The following is a 12,673-nucleotide window of genomic DNA, read 5'->3' on the forward strand; positions in this document are numbered from 1 at the left end:
CGACCATCCCGTCCGACACCCGTTCCTCGGAGAGCAGTTGAACGTCGTGGACGGCGGCGACGACGACGGTCTCCTCGCTCACGAGGCCGATCTGTCGCAGCATCGCCCACTCCAAGTCGAAGTAGCCGTGGCCTTTGCCCATGCGCAGGCCGTCCGGCGTGACGAAACTCGCGCCGGTGACCATGACGTCGAGCGTCGGGTGGTCGGCTTCGAGTGCCTCGATCGGCACGCGGTCGGCGAACCGGTTCATGCCGTCGAGGACGGCGGCGAAGGCCGCCGCTCCCGCGGGGACGTCCGCGGGGTCCAGCGAGAGGAAGCCGCGACGAATGCCGTAGGTCGGCATGAGAAACGGCGTCGACCGCTCGACGAGCCGTTCCCGGAGCGGGTCGAGGTTGTTGTCGGGCGTGACGAGCCACGTCTCACAGCCGCGTTCCTCGGCGAGTTCGACGAGTCGCTCGGCACCCTCGTCGCTCCCCTCGTAGTCGGCGATGAACTCGCCGAAGTCCCAGGCGAACCGCGAATCCGGGCGCGCGACGTCGCGGAGTTGCGACCAGACTCGCTCGCGGACGTCGTCTCTGACCGACGGCGTGTCTTCCGTCATGTGAGATACGTTCCGAACTCGCGGACCGTAACTCCCACGAGATACAGCCAGGCGAGCGTCGAAACGACGACACAGCCCGCGAACAGCATCGTGAACGCGAGCGCGTTCATCGACGGCCCTCCGTGGCGTCGGAAGTCGGTCGTCGATCGGTAGCCGTTCGTCGCGTCGAGCGCGTGCGGGTCATGGTGTGGTGGGTTCCGGCTTCGTGGGTCGGCGTCATTCGAGGCTCTCCAGTTCGCGCAGTTCGTCGAACGAGAAGTCGGCGGGGCGGGCGAGCAGCCAGCCGACGGCGACGGCGTTGCTCACGAGCAGCGCGCCGGCGAACGAGTACAGGTAGTTCCCCGCGAGGAACCACGGGACGCCCGCAGCGATGCCGAGGACGGCCGCGCTGAACGCGGCCGTCCCGCCGAGGCGACGGGTGTACAACCCGATGAGAATCGGACCGACCGTCGCGGACGCGAGGAGGTCGGCCCGCAGCAACAGGAACAGCACGCTCGGTCCGGTCGACGCGATGGCGACGCCGACGACGGCGATGACGAACGTGAGGATCCGGGAGGTGCGAAGGAGTTCCGACCCGCTCTGGTCTGCGTCGAACAGCGGGACGACGTCCACCGCGAGGATGCTCACGATTGCGGACAGGGCGTTGTCGAGCGTGCTCGCGATGACCAGCAGGATGAGGACGACGAACGCCAGCTGCAGTCCGGTTCCGAACGTCGCCTGGACGACCGTCGGCAACGCCGCCGACGGGGAGGCGAACTCCATGCCGAGGCCGCTGGCGATGACGCCGTACAGGCCGGCGAGGATCGTCATCGGCACCACGGCGACGGCAGCCCCGACCAGCGAGAGGCGCAACGACCGCGTGTCGCGAGCGGCGTGTGCGCGCTGCCAGAGCGACTGATTGAGCATCTCCGCGCCGACGAGCGCGATGACGATGTAGACCGCGAACCGGACGCCGGCGGGGTTGGTGAGACTGACGCTCACCGGGTTCGTCGCCTGCATCCGGGTGAAAAGTTCCGCGGGGCCACCCAGCCGAAACACGGCGACGAGCGCCGTCCCGACGAGCAGGGGAACGAGCAAAATCGTCTGCACGAGGTCGGTGAAGATGCTGGATAGCAATCCGCCCTGGATCGTGTAGATCATCACCACGCCGCCGACGAGGGCGAGCGTCACGACCAGCGGGACGCCCGCGATGGCCCGAATCGCCACCGCCACGCCGGTGAGATTCGCCGTCATCAGGATGAACATGTAGAAGAGGGCGACGAACAGCGTGAGCAGGTACATCGGCTTGCCGTAGCGCGCCCGGGCGTATTCGACGACGGTGTGTCCCTGGGGCATTCGTTCGCGGATCTTCGGCGCGACGGTCAGATACAGGGCGAACGGCGTCGCGATGGCGACGCCGTAGCCGATGACCGCCGCGATCCCGAGTCGCGCGCCGGATTCGGGCGGGCTGAACAGCAATCCGGACCCCGCGGCGTACGCGATGAACGTCGCGAGCCCCAGCGAGACGCCGGTCGACCCCCGCGCCGCGAGGAAGTCTTCGACCCCACCGAGGTTCCGCCGCCCGTAGTAGACGCCGACGACGAGAAACGCGCCGAGAGTGAGAACCATTACACCGACCGTAAGCGTGAGTGTAGCCATTCAGTCGGTGAATTCGGTCCGTCGGGTATGAACGTCAGTGTCGGAGCAAAAACTGCACGAAACTACGTCGATCGAGAGGCGTTCGACCGTCCGTCGGGAGTTGGAGAACCGGGTACGCGACTCGGGGCCGACGACGTCAGTCCGAGCCGAACATCTGGCGCATCATCGGATGCATCTCCATCATCTGTTCCTCGGCGATCTCCTCGTAGAGCTTGTAGGTGATGCTCACAGTGAGGAGCAGGCCGGTACCGGAGACGCCGCCGATGGTACCGAGCATGTTAGCGAGGACGGCCAGCAGGCCGACCAGCGCGCCGCCGATGACGGTCACTTGCGGGATGTATCGCTCCATGACCTTCTCGATGACCTGCGGATTGCGGCGGAACCCCGGAATCTGCATTCCGGAGTTCTGGATCTGCTGGGCCGTCGACTCGGGGCCCATCCCCGTCGTCTCGACCCAGAAGATGGCGAAGATCGCACCGCCGATGATCATGAACGTCAGGTCGATGGCGATGCGGATGAGGACCTGCCACGGTTCGGCAGCCGTCCCGGCAGTCCACCACATCCACTGCTGTGGGCTCTGGATCGGGGCCATGTAGTAGAACAGCCCCCCGATGGGTTGGCCGTCGCTGTACTGGCCGAGCCACGCGGGCATCTCGGACCACGTGCTCTGGAGGATGCGCCCGGCGAACTGGATGTTCGCCTGGAGCGCGCGCACGAGGATCATGGGCAGGACGCTGGCGTAGATGAGCTTCACGGGGAAGCGTCCGCGAGCGCCCTTCACGCGAGCGTGTGAGGGGAATCTCGACGCGCACGCTCTCGGCGTAGACGACGATGCCGAAGATGAACACCGTCGTCAACAGCGGGAGCAACTGGCCCTGTCCGATGAACAGCGCCTGGAGACCCTCCGCCGTCAGCGGCGAGGAGATGGACTGCTGGCCGGTGAGGATGGCGAACCACGTCGGGAAGAACCCGGCCGCGCCGCCGAGGCCTTGCCAGCTAAACAGCCCGCCGACGAGCTGCTGGCTCACGCCGGCGATGATGAACAGCCCGACGCCGGAGCCGACGCCCCACTTGCTCACGATCTCGTCCATGAACAGGATGAGGATGCCACCGACGGCGATCTGCGCGAAGAGGAGTGACTTCACGCCGAAGTCACCGACGCCGAGCGCCTGCCCGACGGCGGGGTCCACGGGCAGGAAGTTGCCGGCGAACACCATCGGAAGCCCGGTCAGACAGATCATCACGACCACCAGCAGTTTCTGGAGGCCCTGATAGAGCACCTGATCCCGGGGGTCGTCCGTATCGAGGCCGAGCAGATCGGCTCCGCCGAGCAACTGCAGCACGATGCTCGCCGTGACGATGGGCCCGATCCCCAGCTGGAGGATCGAACCCTGCGACCCGGCGAGAATCGACCGGAACCGACCGAACAGGTCGTTCGCGGCCGCGGTGTCGAGACCGAACAGCTGCACGTTCGTCAGGAAGAAATACAACACGAGGATGCCGGCGGTCCACCCAGCTTTCGCTTGAAGGGGACGTGCCCTCCGGTTGAGCGACCGTGGGCATCCGCGTCAGCACCGGTTCGGCGGCCTCCTTCCATCCCATGGGTTACTCCTCGGCGTCGTCCGGTTCGGTTTCGTCCGTCTCGACGGCGCGATCCGAGAGGTCGGCGCTACCGCCGGCGGTTTCGAGTTTCTCGATCGCGGTGTCGGAGAACGCGTCGGCGACGACGTGCAGTTCCTGACGGACCTGTCCGTCGCCGAGCACCTTCACCACGTCGACGTCGTAGCCGTCCTCGACGACGTCGCGGGCGTCGATCTGGTACGCGCCGTCCGTCCGTTCGGCGAGGCCGTCGGCCGCGAGCAGCGCGGCGTCCTCGTCGAGCGTCTGGACGGTCACTTCCAGCACCTCGTCCTGGGCGGACTCGGGGCGCTTGAATCCCTTCTTGCCGAGCGGTTCGTAGTTGTGGAACTCGTGTTTGTCGCGGCCCGCGCGACCACGGCCGCCACGGTGTCCGGCACCGCGCCGGTTCTTGTGCGTGCCGCCGCCGTGCGTGCGGGAACCGCGCTGTCGTCGTTTCTTGCTCGTCATCGCATTGCCTCCAGCAGCGCGTCGATCTGGTCGGTCGAGTGCTTGCCGAGTTGACCGGACTCCTTGGCCGGCTGTTTGAGTCCGTCGTGACCGCCACGGGGGATGCAGCCGGACGGCAGGGGAAATGCCCTGCTCGCGGAGCGTCGTCTCCTCGTCGGCCAGCGCCGCCACGAGCGACTCGACGTCGTCGTAGTCGGTGTGCTCGGCGACCCACTCGTCGTCGACGTCGGCCTCGCCCTCGAGGGTTCGGCGCGGCGACGGACGAGCGTCTCCACGACGTCCGTCGACGGCTCGCCGTGGGCGACGTAGTCGTTCACCTTCGTGATCATGCCGCGGTAGGTGTCCGTCTCGGGGACGAACGCGCAGTGGTTGACGGAGTGGAGATTGAGCATCTCCAGCGTGTCGCGCACGTCGCCGCTCATGTTCACCTCGCCGCGGACCTGGACGATAGCCTGCATCAGTCGGACACCTCGCCTTCGCGCTGCTTCTCGCGCGCGCGTCGCGGCGTCCGCGACTGCGAGGCGTTTTTCAGCGCGTTGTACGTCGCCTTCGCGAGGTTCACCGTCGTCCGGGTGTTACCGTTGCTCTTCGTCCAGGCGTCCTGGACGCCCGCGAGTTCGAGGATGTTGCGCACCGTCTCGGCGGCCGCGAGGCCGAGGCCCTGCGGTGCCGGGATGATCTCCACGGTGACGCTGCCGGCTTTCCCCTCGGCCTTGCGGGAGAGGGAGTTGACGCCGCCGGCGCGGTCCTCCCAGGAACCGGAGCCGCGGTCGACCTCGATGATGTTCAGTTTCGCCACGTCGATCGCCTTCTGGATGGCCCCGCCGACCTGGTCGTCGCGGCCCTCGGCGTAGCCGAGGTAGCCGTCGCGGTTGCCGACGGCCACGACACACCGGAACTTCACCCGGCGGCCGGAGTCGGTCATCCGCTGGACCATGTTGATGTCGAGCACTTCGTCGTCCAGTCCGGGGAGGAGCTGGTCGACGATTTCGGCCTCCTTCAGCGGGAGGCCCGAATCGAGGGCCTGCCGCATCGACGTCACGTCGCCGTCCTGTACCTTGCGGCCGAGCCGCGTTCGCGGTTCCCAGCCGTCGTTGTAGTCGTTGCTGCTCATGCGTCCTCCTGAAGTCGCGCGAGCACGTCGTCGAAGTGCTCGGGCAGATCCGTGGCGTCGAACGCCCCGCTGTAGAGCGGTTCGTCGAGCTGCTCGGCGTAGTCGGCGATGTGTTCGCCGCGGTTGCGCGACCAGTCCGCGAGCACGCTCTCGCTGTGGGGGATTTCGAGCCCTGCGTCGATTGCACCTTCCTGTACTGCGAATACCTTGTTCCCGGGCGTCGCCGTGTTGAGACCGACGTCGAGGACGGCCTCTTCGAGGCCAGCCTCCACCGCGCGGACGCCAGCGAGATAGCCCGTCAGGTACGCACTCGGGAGATTGCCCGTCGGGGCCTCCCAGCCGTACGCCGACAGGTCCTCGCTGGACGCCGCCGCGTGGGTCTCGTCGCCTTCCGGTCCGGGGGTCACCAGCTGCGCCCTGACGTGTTTGTTGCTCGTGCGAGCAACGAGGCGTGGTTTGTCGGATTTCAACAGGCGCAACCGCTGATGGTAGTCAGTCCGGACTTCGCGGCGTCGACGCATCGGGACCTTGTACCGTGGTCCAGTTGCCATTAATCAGTCACCTCGATTCCGTATTGGTTTTCGATGAACGCTTCGAGCCGAGCCACGCTGTCGAACTCGCCACCGCTGGCTTTGTTGTAAAGCTCGCGGTACTGCGAGCGGTCGAGCGGGCCGTCGTCGCGGAGTTCGCGCAGACGACGCCGCTGGGCGCGGATTCGGCTCGCCCAGTCGTCTTTTTCGTTCTGCCGAGCGCCGGCCTTCCCGCGGCGGGTGCCGGCTCCTTCTGGTGGCCGTACGAACGCTTCGCGTCGCGTTCGCGGGCACGGCCACGCGAGTTCCCCTTGGCGTCCTCGGCCCGGATCTGTCCGGATTGGACGAGGTCGCGGATGTCCTCGCGGGTGATCGCCTCGGCGATCTCTGCCTGTGCGTCCGGGTCCATCCAGACGCGGTCTTCGCCGACGTCGAGGACGTCGGCGGCGAGTCGTTTCTGTGCTCCGAGGTCAGTCATTGTTCGACCTCCACTTCGACGTAGGTCGGGTTGAGGACGCGAATCTCGCGTTCCTCGGCGACCTCTTCGATACGCTCGCGTTTGCGAGCGCCGACCTTGCTGGCGATGCGAACGGCCTGCCGGTCGCCGTCGACGCCGTCGAGGTCGTCGACGTTGTGGACGCGGACTTCCTCGAAGCCGCTCGGGTGCAGGCCACGGGCGGCCGTCGGCGAGCGAAAGCCCGCCTCGACCGTGTCGCCTTTCCCCTTGATGCCGCGGCGCTGCTTCGAGAGGTTGCCCCGTGGCTTGCGCCACGAGGTGGGCGTCCGCTTTTTCTTGTGGTAGTCCTGCCGGTTGAACTGGGGTTTGCCCTCGCGGTGTTTCTGCGCCAGCGCGCGGGCGGTCTCCTCGTCCAGCTCCGGCGTCTTGTCGGCGTGGCCGCGGGGGCGGAGTTCCGTCTCCACTTCCGCTTCCTCCGCCGCTTCTTCCGGCTCTTCTTCTTCGATTTCGGCTTCGGTCTCCTCGGTGACTTCGAGGCCGCCGACCTCCGCTTTGATCCGGGCCGCGAGCGCGTTGCCGATTCCCTCGACGTCTGCCAGTTCGGACTGGCTCGACGCCTGGAGGTCCTCGACCGTCTCGTAGCCCGCATCGCGGAGCGCTTCGGCCTTCGAGGGACCGACGCCGCCGATGTCTTCGAGTTCTTGCGGTTCTTCGTCGCTCATTTAGGCACCACCTGCTTGCGGTTTCTCGGTGATGTAGACGCCGTCCTGGAAGACGCGGGTGTCCTTGTCCTTGACGCGCGTCAGTTGTTCGATGTCGGCGGCGGTCTGACCGACGGCCTCCTTGTCGGGGCCCGAGAGGGTCAGTTCCTCGCCGTCGACCTGTACTTCGGTGTCGCCGCGAACGTCCGCGCGTCGCGGCGCTTTCTCGCCGAGGAAGTTCTCGATGACCACTTCGTCACCCTGCACGTCGACCTGCATCGGGAAGTGGGCGTAGAAGACTTCCATCTTGTACTCCCAGCCCTCGGTGACGCCGTAGATCATGTTCTCGACGTGGCTCTCGAAGGTGCCGACGGTCGCGTTCGTCTTCGCGTCCTCGGCGTCGGCCTCGATGACCACGCTGTCGTCCTCCACGCTCACCGCGACGTCCGGGTACCAGAGGCGTCGCGTGACGCTCCCGTTCGGCCCGGATACGGTGAGTTCGAGGTGGTCGACCTCGGCTGTGACGTCGTCCGGTATGTCGATTTCTACTCGGTTCATTGTTAGTAGACGTACGCGATGACCTGGCCACCGATGCCCTGTTCGCGGGCCTCGTAGTGGCTCATGACGCCGTGGCTGGTCGTGACGATGAGCGCCCCGTAGTCGCGGGCGGGGAGCATCCGCTTCTCCCATTTCTCGAACTCGTCTGCGCCCGCCGAGTAGCGGGGCTTGACCGCGCCACACTCGTTGATCGCGCCTTTCAGTTCGACCTCGAACTTTCCGGCCTTGCCGTCTTCGACGAACTCGAAGCCGTCGACGTATCCGCGGTCGTAGAAGACTTCGAGGACGGAGCCGATGATGTTCGAGGCGGGCTGTACCGTATGCGACAGGTGGCCGACGCTCTCTGAGTTGTTCAACCCGGAGAGCGCGTCCACCAGTGGATCGTTGCCTGCCATAGTTATCGATACTTCTTGAATCCCATCTCGCGGGCGACTTCGCGGAAGCACTGCCGACAGAGGAAGATGTCGTACTTGCCGACGAGCCCCTGTTCGCGACCACACCGGCGGCACTGATGGCGCTCGTCGGTCCGGCGCGTGGCGTGCTCTCCCGTCACGTCGCTCTCGCTTTCACTTTCGCTCTCGCTTTCGCTCATTCGTTCACCTCCACGTCGAAGTTGGCCTCGAGGAATCGGACGGCGTCGTCGACGGACAACCGGTGACGGGCCGGAATTGCCCTGGAAGCCTTCTCGCGCTTGGTCACTCGGTATCCGGGCCGGACGAGATTCACCGTCACGTCCAGTCCGTAGATACCGACGTTCGGATCGTACTCCTGACTCGGGAACTCCGTGTGTTCGGTGACGCCGAAACTGAAGTTCCCGGTGTCGTCGAACTGCGATCGGGAGAGGTCCACGATCGTCAGCGCCGTCTCGAGGAACTCGCGGGCGTCGTCGCCGCGCAAGGTGACTTTCGCACCGATGGGGTCGCCCTGGCGGATGCCGAACTCCGCGATGGTTCGTTTCGCCGACGTGCGGACGCTCTGCTGGCCCGTGACGCTTTCGAGGATGTCCTCGGCGTCCGCGAGTTCGCGCCCGCCCTCGCCGACGCCCATGTGGACGACGACTTTGTCGATGCTCGGTTCGCGCATCTCGTGGAAGTCGGAGTCGGCTTCGCTCTCGCTCATGCCTCGTCACCTCCGTCGGACTCGGTCCGACGTGCTGCCGACTCGTCGTCGGCACCTCCCGTGAAGTTCTCGTCGATGACGACGACGTACTCTTCGATGGTCTCGAAGCCGTCGCCCTCGTCCTGGGAGACGGTCACGGCGTTGTCGCCGCTACCCGGCGTGACGGTGATCTCCTCGATCGTCCCGATCTCGCCGGCGTGCGTGCCGGCGACGGCCGTCACCAGCGCGCCTTCCTCGTAGGGGAAGTGCGCGACGATCTCCTTGGTCTCGTTGTCGACGACGAGCGAGTCGCCGGGCGTGTAGTCGGCGTCCGCGCCGACGCGAAGGGTCGCGCCGTCGTGGAGCGTCAACTGGAACGCGTCGCCCGAGACCTGCTGTTTGCCGACGACCTTGCCGAGGCGGCTGTCCGCCGCCGCCGCGTCGATGGGCGTCAGAGCGAGCCGACCGCCCTCGTCCGGGAAGACGCGGTAGTACTCCTCGCGTTCGGTGAAGGCGAGGATGTCGAACATCCCGATGGGCCGGCGTTCGTCGCTGGCGGCGTCGCCGTTGATCAGGACGGTGCCCTGATTGAGGGCGTAGCGCGCCTCCTTCTTCGAGTCCACGTGGCCGAGGACGTCCCGCAGGACGACGAGCAGGGGAACCCCGCCTCGCCGTGCGGGCCGGCACCGGCCTTGACCGTGAACGTGGCGGTCTTGCGCTCGACCGGCCAGGATTTCGGTACTGAGAGTCGTTTCTGATGTCGCGTCATTCGTTATCCGCCTCCAATCTCTCCTGCCGGCGGTCGTCTTCGAGGTCGAGTTCGACGACGCGGACGTTGCTCGCGTCGAGTGGACGCGGCACCTCCTCGCCGTCTGCCTTCTCGACGGTGACGTCCTCGACGTGGAGCACCTCGTCTTTGAGGTCCACTTCGAGCACTTCGCCTTCCGTGCCGGCGAAGTCGCCGCGCAGCACTTCGACCGTGTCGCCCGCGTTGACGCGGACGTTTCGCTGGTCGTACTCCTCGCGGAGATCGTCCGCGAACGTGGCGCGAACGAACTTTTGCCGTTCGTGCAGGGGCGCGTTGTCCCGCTGATTTCGCTGTTTGCGTGGCTGTCGAGTCATACGATCATCGTAGCCGTGCTCGCGATGCTCCCGAAGCGTTCGGCGACTTCACGCGCGACGGGACCCTTGATCTCGGTCCCGCGAGGCTCCTGCAGGTCGTCGATGATGACGGCTGCGTTGTCCTCGAACTTGACGCGCGTTCCGCCGGGCCGACGAATCGGCTTGCGCTGCCGGACGACGACGGCCTCCAGTACCTGGCGGCGCATCTCCGGTGTGCCTTTCGTGACCGAGACGGTCACTTTGTCGCCGATTCCCGCTTTGGGGTGTCGGTTCTTCGTCCCCGAGTAGCCCGAGACGCTGATGATTTTCAGCTCCCGGGCCCCGGTGTTGTCCGCGCACGTGACGAGCGAGCCTTTCGCGAGGCCACGCGTGACGTCGGCCTTCAGCGCCTCCATCACTCGTCACCTCCGACGATCTCGACTACCACGTGCGATTTGGTCTTCGACAGCGGCCGCGTCTCCGCGACGCGGACCGTGTCTCCTTCCTCCAGACCCAGGCACGGGGGTGCGTGGGCCGAAATCCGGCTTCGTCGTTTCATGAAACGGTCGTACTTGGGCACGCGTACGTCGTACTCGCGCTCGACGACGACCGTTTTCGCCATATCTGTGGAGGCTACTGTGCCTTCCAGCAGCTGGCCGCGCACGGAGAGACTTCCGTGGAACGGACAGTTCTGGTCGGAACAGGCTTCCTCCGGTTCCGTTACGTTCAGTCCTATCGCCATGTAGAGTCACCTGCCTTCTCGGTTCGCAAGGCGGGTCGTGAGAGCAGTCGTGCGCCATCCACCGTAACGTAGGCTTCGCCCTCGCAACCGCCAGACTGCCCGGCGCGAACGCCGGGAGTTTCCGACGGGAGTTCGGACGGAGTCCCCGGAGCCTTCCCGGCTCCGGCGGCTTCATCTGTGGGCGCGTCGAGTCGGAATTCGAGGGTTGCCCCTCGTTTCGGCACCTGTCGCACCCGAGAGCCGTCGTCGAGCGACAGCGTCCGCTCCGTCTCGCTGACGACGCGGCCGCTCACCCCGATGAGGTCGGGGTTGGTCGCGTCGGCGACCCGCGCGTGCAGGCCGACGAGTTCGTGTCGCGTGAGGGTCTCGGGTGTCAGGGGCATTATTCGATGTCGCCTTCTTCGCGCTGGATCGTCTTGACGCGTGCGATCGTGCGCTTGAGTTCGCTGACGCGGCCGGGGTTCTCCGGCGCGCCACCCGCCGCCTGTACGGCCTTCGCGTTGAGCAACTCCGTTTCGAGTTCCTCGAGTTCGGCCTCGCGTTCGGCGGGCGTCATGTCACGGATCTCCGCGGGGTAGAGTATCGCCATCGGTTACTCCTCCGTCTCCTCTTCGTCGACGTCGATTCCGGGTTCGGCTTCCTCTTCCATCTCCTCGACGAGGTCCGCGGCTTCTTCCTCAATGTCCTCGTCGAGTTCCTCGACGTCCTCGATGCCCTCCTCGGGCGTCGCCGTCGCGACCGGTTCCTCGGGGGACACGTCGGTCGGACCGCTCTCGTCGTCGGTCGTGTCGACCTGGGCGCTCGTCTCTTCGACGACTTCCTCGACGACTTCTTCGTCGATCTCCTCGTCGATGACGTCTTCGGGGCCCTCGGTCGGGACTTCGACTTCCTCGCCTTCGCCGACGTCCGGAATCTCCTCGGGCTCTTCCTCGAGGAGTTCCTCGACGCCACCGCCGGTTTCGGCCTGTTCGACGGCCTCGACGTCCGCGTCCTCGGCGACCGTGAAGTCGTCGGGGAGTTCGGCTCCCGGCGGGATGATCTTCACCGTCACGCCGATGGTGCCGAGTTTCATCACGGCCGTCGCCTGTCCCTCGTCGACGATCTCCTCGGCGGGTTCGCCGTTGTGCTTGATGTAGCCGCGGTTGAACTTCTCGATGCGCGAGCGTGCGCCCGTGACCTTCCCGCTGAGGACGATCTCGGCACCGAGCGCGCCGGATTCCATGATGCGGTCGATGGTCGTGTGGCCGGCCTTGCGGAAGTACCAGCCACGTTCGAGGGCGTTGGCGAGGCGGTCCGCGACGATGCGAGCGTTCAGGTCGGGTTCGTCGACCTCCTGAACGTCGATCTGCGGGTCGTCCAGGTCGAATCGCTCCTCGAGTTCCCGGGTGACCTTGCGGATGTTCTTCCCGCCCTTGCCGATGACCATCCCGGGCTTCTCGGCTTTGAGGACGATCTGGGTCCCCATCGGGGTCTTGGCGACGTCCATGCCGCCGTAGCCCGCGCGGCCGAGTTCGTCCGCGAAGAACTCGTCGATCTGCGAGCGCTGGAGGCCGTTCTCGATGAACTCGTGTTCGTCAGCCATTACGCCTCGACCTCCTCGATGACGAGTTCGACGTCACAGAGCGTGGTGTTCCACGGGTCGGCACTGCCGAACGCGCGGGGCTTGCGCCCCTGTCGTTCGCCGACCTTGTGGGCGGCGACGTGAAGAATCTCCATCGACTCGCCGTCGAAGCCCTGCTCGTCGGCGTTGTGTTTGGCGTTCTCCAGCAGTTTGAGGAAGTCCTCGCTGGCCTTCTCCGGGTAGCGACCGGCATCCCAGCCGTCGATGTCGCTCCGGTGACCGACGCCGGAGTTGTGCTGTTTGAACGGCACCGACCGCTCGCCGTCGATCACTGCCTGGAGGTACTCCTCTGCGTCGTCGACGGTCATGCCTTTGAGCTGGCGGGCGATGGCCTTGCTGTGCTTGATGCTGATGGGCCGGTCGCGGAGCATCGCCTTGGCGGTGGTCTCCGGGTCGGCCTCGACGCTGTAGTTGATTCCCATGG

Annotated in this window: 16 protein-coding genes and 5 pseudogenes; all 21 read right to left on the bottom strand. The window is 66.1% G+C overall.

The window, feature by feature from the left end; all coding sequences use genetic code 11:
* Positions 1 to 22: 22 nt before the first annotated feature.
* Positions 23 to 601: pseudogene (locus tag ACFQJD_RS12590) on the bottom strand (5-formyltetrahydrofolate cyclo-ligase); the annotation flags it as partial.
* Between the two features lie 216 nt (positions 602 to 817).
* Positions 818 to 2,209 (bottom strand): sodium:solute symporter family transporter, encoded by a 1,392-nt coding sequence (locus tag ACFQJD_RS12595; protein ID WP_379798652.1) that lies wholly within the window; start codon positions 2,207 to 2,209, stop codon positions 818 to 820.
* 166 nt (positions 2,210 to 2,375) lie between these two features.
* Positions 2,376 to 3,732: pseudogene (gene secY / locus ACFQJD_RS12600) on the bottom strand (preprotein translocase subunit SecY).
* Between the two features lie 112 nt (positions 3,733 to 3,844).
* On the bottom strand, positions 3,845 to 4,327 hold the full coding sequence (locus ACFQJD_RS12605; protein WP_379798654.1) for an uL15m family ribosomal protein: 483 nt from the start codon (positions 4,325 to 4,327) through the stop codon (positions 3,845 to 3,847).
* A pseudogene (rpmD, locus tag ACFQJD_RS12610) lies at positions 4,324 to 4,785 on the bottom strand (50S ribosomal protein L30). The gene ACFQJD_RS12605 and the pseudogene rpmD overlap by 4 nt, the downstream one beginning before the upstream one ends.
* Positions 4,785 to 5,441, bottom strand: coding sequence for a 30S ribosomal protein S5 (locus ACFQJD_RS12615; RefSeq protein ID WP_379798656.1), 657 nt, complete (start codon positions 5,439 to 5,441; stop codon positions 4,785 to 4,787). Before ACFQJD_RS12615 ends, rpmD begins: the two are co-directional and overlap by 1 nt.
* Positions 5,438 to 5,992, bottom strand: a complete 555-nt coding sequence (locus ACFQJD_RS12620; RefSeq protein WP_379798659.1) for a 50S ribosomal protein L18 — start codon at positions 5,990 to 5,992, stop codon at positions 5,438 to 5,440. The genes ACFQJD_RS12615 and ACFQJD_RS12620 overlap by 4 nt, the downstream gene beginning before the upstream one ends.
* Positions 5,992 to 6,380 (bottom strand): annotated as a pseudogene (locus tag ACFQJD_RS12625) (50S ribosomal protein L19e). The gene ACFQJD_RS12620 and the pseudogene ACFQJD_RS12625 overlap by 1 nt, the downstream one beginning before the upstream one ends.
* Before the next feature lie 65 nt (positions 6,381 to 6,445).
* Positions 6,446 to 7,150: a 50S ribosomal protein L32e gene (locus tag ACFQJD_RS12630; RefSeq protein ID WP_379798661.1), complete on the bottom strand. Its 705-nt coding sequence runs from the start codon at positions 7,148 to 7,150 to the stop codon at positions 6,446 to 6,448.
* On the bottom strand, positions 7,151 to 7,687 hold the full coding sequence (locus ACFQJD_RS12635; protein WP_379798663.1) for a 50S ribosomal protein L6: 537 nt from the start codon (positions 7,685 to 7,687) through the stop codon (positions 7,151 to 7,153). It lies immediately after the preceding gene.
* 2 nt (positions 7,688 to 7,689) lie between these two features.
* Complete coding sequence (locus tag ACFQJD_RS12640) at positions 7,690 to 8,082, bottom strand: 30S ribosomal protein S8 (protein WP_379798664.1); 393 nt, start codon at positions 8,080 to 8,082, stop codon at positions 7,690 to 7,692.
* A gap of 2 nt (positions 8,083 to 8,084) precedes the next feature.
* Positions 8,085 to 8,279, bottom strand: coding sequence for a 30S ribosomal protein S14 (locus tag ACFQJD_RS12645; protein WP_379798666.1), 195 nt, complete (start codon positions 8,277 to 8,279; stop codon positions 8,085 to 8,087).
* Positions 8,276 to 8,806 (bottom strand): 50S ribosomal protein L5, encoded by a 531-nt coding sequence (locus ACFQJD_RS12650; RefSeq protein ID WP_379798668.1) that lies wholly within the window; start codon positions 8,804 to 8,806, stop codon positions 8,276 to 8,278. The genes ACFQJD_RS12645 and ACFQJD_RS12650 overlap by 4 nt, the downstream gene beginning before the upstream one ends.
* Positions 8,803 to 9,554, bottom strand: a pseudogene (locus ACFQJD_RS12655) (30S ribosomal protein S4e). Before ACFQJD_RS12655 ends, ACFQJD_RS12650 begins: the two are co-directional and overlap by 4 nt.
* Positions 9,551 to 9,907 (bottom strand): 50S ribosomal protein L24, encoded by a 357-nt coding sequence (gene rplX, locus ACFQJD_RS12660; protein ID WP_379798670.1) that lies wholly within the window; start codon positions 9,905 to 9,907, stop codon positions 9,551 to 9,553. Before rplX ends, ACFQJD_RS12655 begins: the two are co-directional and overlap by 4 nt.
* Positions 9,904 to 10,302, bottom strand: a complete 399-nt coding sequence (locus ACFQJD_RS12665; RefSeq protein ID WP_379798672.1) for a 50S ribosomal protein L14 — start codon at positions 10,300 to 10,302, stop codon at positions 9,904 to 9,906. Before ACFQJD_RS12665 ends, rplX begins: the two co-directional genes overlap by 4 nt.
* On the bottom strand, positions 10,302 to 10,628 hold the full coding sequence (locus ACFQJD_RS12670; protein WP_379798674.1) for a 30S ribosomal protein S17: 327 nt from the start codon (positions 10,626 to 10,628) through the stop codon (positions 10,302 to 10,304). Before ACFQJD_RS12670 ends, ACFQJD_RS12665 begins: the two co-directional genes overlap by 1 nt.
* On the bottom strand, positions 10,619 to 11,011 hold the full coding sequence (locus tag ACFQJD_RS12675) for a ribonuclease P protein component 1 (RefSeq protein ID WP_379798676.1): 393 nt from the start codon (positions 11,009 to 11,011) through the stop codon (positions 10,619 to 10,621). The genes ACFQJD_RS12670 and ACFQJD_RS12675 overlap by 10 nt, the downstream gene beginning before the upstream one ends.
* A complete protein-coding gene (rpmC, locus tag ACFQJD_RS12680) occupies positions 11,011 to 11,217 on the bottom strand; it encodes a 50S ribosomal protein L29 (RefSeq protein ID WP_379798678.1) in 207 nt (68 codons plus the stop codon). The genes ACFQJD_RS12675 and rpmC overlap by 1 nt, the downstream gene beginning before the upstream one ends.
* A 3-nt stretch (positions 11,218 to 11,220) precedes the next feature.
* A complete protein-coding gene (locus ACFQJD_RS12685) occupies positions 11,221 to 12,210 on the bottom strand; it encodes a 30S ribosomal protein S3 (protein WP_379798680.1) in 990 nt (329 codons plus the stop codon).
* Positions 12,210 to 12,671: a 50S ribosomal protein L22 gene (locus ACFQJD_RS12690; RefSeq protein WP_379798682.1), complete on the bottom strand. Its 462-nt coding sequence runs from the start codon at positions 12,669 to 12,671 to the stop codon at positions 12,210 to 12,212. Before ACFQJD_RS12690 ends, ACFQJD_RS12685 begins: the two co-directional genes overlap by 1 nt.
* Positions 12,672 to 12,673: the final 2 nt, after the last annotated feature.

This window comes from Haloplanus sp. GCM10025708, assembly GCF_042663985.1.
Taxonomy (GTDB): Archaea; Halobacteriota; Halobacteria; order Halobacteriales; family Haloferacaceae; genus Salinirarus; species Salinirarus marinus.

What these genes read in the sequence shown, in the direction of transcription:
- ACFQJD_RS12645 (WP_379798666.1), bottom strand. Translation starts at nt 8,279, where the DNA reads ATGAGCGAAAGCGAGAGCGAAAGTGAAAGCGAGAGCGACGTGACGGGA.
- ACFQJD_RS12640 (WP_379798664.1), bottom strand. Translation starts at nt 8,082, where the DNA reads ATGGCAGGCAACGATCCACTGGTGGACGCGCTCTCCGGGTTGAACAAC.
- ACFQJD_RS12630 (WP_379798661.1), bottom strand. Translation starts at nt 7,150, where the DNA reads ATGAGCGACGAAGAACCGCAAGAACTCGAAGACATCGGCGGCGTCGGT.
- ACFQJD_RS12615 (WP_379798656.1), bottom strand. Translation starts at nt 5,441, where the DNA reads ATGAGCAGCAACGACTACAACGACGGCTGGGAACCGCGAACGCGGCTC.
- ACFQJD_RS12595 (WP_379798652.1), bottom strand. Translation starts at nt 2,209, where the DNA reads ATGGTTCTCACTCTCGGCGCGTTTCTCGTCGTCGGCGTCTACTACGGG.
- rpmC (WP_379798678.1), bottom strand. Translation starts at nt 11,217, where the DNA reads ATGGCGATACTCTACCCCGCGGAGATCCGTGACATGACGCCCGCCGAA.
- ACFQJD_RS12635 (WP_379798663.1), bottom strand. Translation starts at nt 7,687, where the DNA reads ATGAACCGAGTAGAAATCGACATACCGGACGACGTCACAGCCGAGGTC.
- ACFQJD_RS12675 (WP_379798676.1), bottom strand. Translation starts at nt 11,011, where the DNA reads ATGCCCCTGACACCCGAGACCCTCACGCGACACGAACTCGTCGGCCTG.
- rplX (WP_379798670.1), bottom strand. Translation starts at nt 9,907, where the DNA reads ATGACTCGACAGCCACGCAAACAGCGAAATCAGCGGGACAACGCGCCC.
- ACFQJD_RS12650 (WP_379798668.1), bottom strand. Translation starts at nt 8,806, where the DNA reads ATGAGCGAGAGCGAAGCCGACTCCGACTTCCACGAGATGCGCGAACCG.
- ACFQJD_RS12670 (WP_379798674.1), bottom strand. Translation starts at nt 10,628, where the DNA reads ATGGCGATAGGACTGAACGTAACGGAACCGGAGGAAGCCTGTTCCGAC.
- ACFQJD_RS12605 (WP_379798654.1), bottom strand. Translation starts at nt 4,327, where the DNA reads ATGACGAGCAAGAAACGACGACAGCGCGGTTCCCGCACGCACGGCGGC.
- ACFQJD_RS12685 (WP_379798680.1), bottom strand. Translation starts at nt 12,210, where the DNA reads ATGGCTGACGAACACGAGTTCATCGAGAACGGCCTCCAGCGCTCGCAG.
- ACFQJD_RS12620 (WP_379798659.1), bottom strand. Translation starts at nt 5,992, where the DNA reads ATGGCAACTGGACCACGGTACAAGGTCCCGATGCGTCGACGCCGCGAA.
- ACFQJD_RS12690 (WP_379798682.1), bottom strand. Translation starts at nt 12,671, where the DNA reads ATGGGAATCAACTACAGCGTCGAGGCCGACCCGGAGACCACCGCCAAG.
- ACFQJD_RS12665 (WP_379798672.1), bottom strand. Translation starts at nt 10,302, where the DNA reads ATGGAGGCGCTGAAGGCCGACGTCACGCGTGGCCTCGCGAAAGGCTCG.